The 2713-nt window shown below is 40.5% G+C and carries 4 protein-coding genes; 2 read left to right on the forward strand and 2 right to left on the reverse strand.

Going from position 1 to position 2713, the window contains the following annotated elements; genetic code table 11:
* Positions 1 to 341 precede the first annotated feature (341 nt).
* Entirely contained in the window at positions 342 to 632 is a 291-nt protein-coding gene (locus tag TT12_RS14880) for a type II toxin-antitoxin system Phd/YefM family antitoxin (RefSeq protein ID WP_045456463.1), read from the forward strand.
* The gene (locus TT12_RS14885) at positions 629 to 883 is read left to right on the forward strand and encodes a Txe/YoeB family addiction module toxin (RefSeq protein ID WP_045456466.1); all 255 of its coding nucleotides are present in this window, start codon (positions 629 to 631) and stop codon (positions 881 to 883) included. Before TT12_RS14880 ends, TT12_RS14885 begins: the two co-directional genes overlap by 4 nt.
* 1171 nt (positions 884 to 2054) lie before the next feature.
* Here the strand turns inward: TT12_RS14885 and TT12_RS14890 are convergent.
* Positions 2055 to 2435 carry a hypothetical protein gene (locus TT12_RS14890; protein WP_045456470.1) on the reverse strand — a complete coding sequence of 127 codons (381 nt, stop codon included), beginning with the start codon at positions 2433 to 2435 and terminating at the stop codon, positions 2055 to 2057.
* Between the two features lie 37 nt (positions 2436 to 2472).
* Positions 2473 to 2713: hypothetical protein (locus TT12_RS14895; protein ID WP_045456473.1), on the reverse strand; the 241-nt coding region annotated here is incomplete at its 5' end.

Below are 2713 nucleotides of genomic sequence, written 5' to 3' on the forward strand. Positions count from 1 at the left end.
TATACTCATATACTCATATACTCATATACTCATATACTCATATACTCATATACTCATATACTCATATACTCATATACTCATATACTCATATACTCATATATGTAATTTGGTTGTTTCGACAATATAATGCGGAAAACGTGCCAAGCAGTTTAAACCAAGATCAATATGTCAGCTTTCATATGTACGTTTTAAAAGGTATGCATGGGAACATATCAAATTACCCCTTTGCTTTTTACTAAAATGTGTACAGATATAGGTACGTATATAGTATATACTAGTGTAGCATTTAACCTATAATGATAGGTCATATAACCAACATAATTAAACGTGGAGTAATTATTATGGACGTTGTGAACTACACTGATTTTAGAAAGAGCTTAGCAAAGTATATCGATAAGGTAGACACCGATAAAGGCCCGATATTAATTACAAGACAAAATGCTAAACCGACGGTATTGATGAGTTTAGAAGAGTTTAACTCGTATGAGGAAACACTGCATCTTTTAAGCAGCCCTACCAATGCCAAGCGTCTCAGACGCTCTATTGCTGATGCTAAAGCTGGTCGCTTAATTGAACGTGAGATTGATACCAAAGATATACCCCTCACTTTTGATGATGAGGTAGACGCTTGATACTATCTTGGACGGAAGACGCGTGGGAGGACTATGAGTACTGGCAAAAAACCAGTAAAGAGAAAGTCAAACAGATCGGTAAGCTGATTAAAGCCATCAAACGTGACCCATTTAAGGGTATTGGCAAACCTGAACCACTCAAACATGACCTTGCAGGCTACTGGTCTCGTCGAATTGATCAAGAGCATCGGCTGGTTTATGAAATTCAAGATGATGCGATCATTATCGTCCAGTGCCGTTATCATTATTAAGTAAGGATATGACAGCCTAAAAATCGCCTGATTTTAAATCAGGCGATTTTTATAGTGATAGGTAGATAGTTACTGCCCCAGAAGTACTCTTTAATTCTTGAGACATCTCAGCAATCAACTGACGGCAGCACTTAGCCACGACTTGTATTTCAGAATATGAACCGACCCAATATTGTCCGGAACTTAACGTCTTGTGAGGATGTGCTAACTTCATAATAATTGAATTGCTTACGCTAAGATGACGACAAAAAAAGCCTAAGCAATTCAACGAAAAACCAGATATCAAAAAACTAGTCTGCATGACAAACAAAAAAATGCCTCTGGGAGTTGACTCCTAGAGGCATTTAGTTTTTAATGTAATTAACGGTTACAGTGTGCGTCAACACCCTGTAACGAACAAATAAGCATACGCAGTGCGTTATTTGAACAGCATTAAATGCCCGTGTAGGTGCATTTTATCCAAAAACTGCTTTCATATCAACCTTATTCACTATACATTTTAATAAACCGCTTGTTCGCTCGTTACATCCTCGTGCTGCTCTCTTTGTACCCGTTACCCGTCAAATGGGTGGCAGGCCTCGGCGACGACTGCGTTTGACATAAGGGTGAGCTCCCTACAGGGGTGACTAGACAAAGGATCAGAGCAACGCAATGAGTGGTTACTCGTGCATATCGTAGCGGTATATTGGGTTTGGGCCCTTGCTAGCGTATGACAGCACAGTAGCGGTTAAGAGCGTGTCTAGGCGGTGCTATCAGCCGTAATCTTAACAACCGTAGCTTGATACAGTGATACGGTCTTGATGATGCGATGGGCGATGAAGTCGGCATGACTAATCACATCAAATCCAAGGAATGCACTGAAGCGTTTGTGAGTATTTTTTTACTCATAAACGCTTTAGGGTGAGTGTTCCTTGAAATCTGCTCAAGGCTCCAAAATCAGCATAAATTTACTTAGGCTAATTCAAGTAGTATATAGCACACTAGTCTATATACTATAAGACTTAAGAGAAAAAATTAGAATAGTTATTATACAATAGTCACTTATTCAGTGAGTCGATATTGTCATGGTTGATTCATAAGTTTAGTGTGAATAGAACAGGATCTATGCCTTGGGTAAAGTCTCTCTTAAACTCATAACTGTTCTTTATCTTTATACCTCGAATACTTTTATTTAATCAGCATCCAAAGCATTATCTTTGTTTTGAATAAGTATCAGCTCATCTTGTGCTTTCTTAAGTTGATCTTGTAATAGAGTCATTTGTTCCTGTCCTGATAGGTGACGGCTTGATAGCTCATTATACTGCTTATTCAAGACGCTATGTTCAGCTTCAAGCTTGGCCTGTGTTTGAGTCAGCTGACCGTTAAGTCCTGATAGCTTATCGCGCTCAGCGATTGTTGCTCTTAATTCTCCTTTAACTTCTGCCGTGTCAGTCGCTATCTCATTGCGTTCAGTAGTGACTGTCTTTAGCTCATCCTTAGTCGCTGTCAGTTCTGCCTGCAGACGTGCAATTTCTGCTTTATCGCTATTAGCAGTGGCTTCAAGCGTGGCCACCTTTGATATGTTGGCACTCAGATCTTTTGATTGCTGATCAACTTCTACGCAGATCAGTAAGTTGAGCCTGAGCTGCCGCTGTTTTAGCTCGTTCAAGTTCCAGCTGGTGCTGAGCATCGCTAAGTGTCTGTGTCAGCGTATCCCGTTCAAAAGTCACTTGAGCCGCGGTGATAGCCGTTGCCTCTGCGGTTGCTGCGACCTCATCGAGCTGCCCTAACAAATCAGTCTGCTCACTCTCTAGTGTCTTAACCGCTTCTTGTGCCTCGTCTGTCTCAGCT

This window comes from Psychrobacter sp. JCM 18903, from assembly GCF_000586475.1.
Taxonomy (GTDB): Bacteria; Pseudomonadota; Gammaproteobacteria; order Pseudomonadales; family Moraxellaceae; genus Psychrobacter.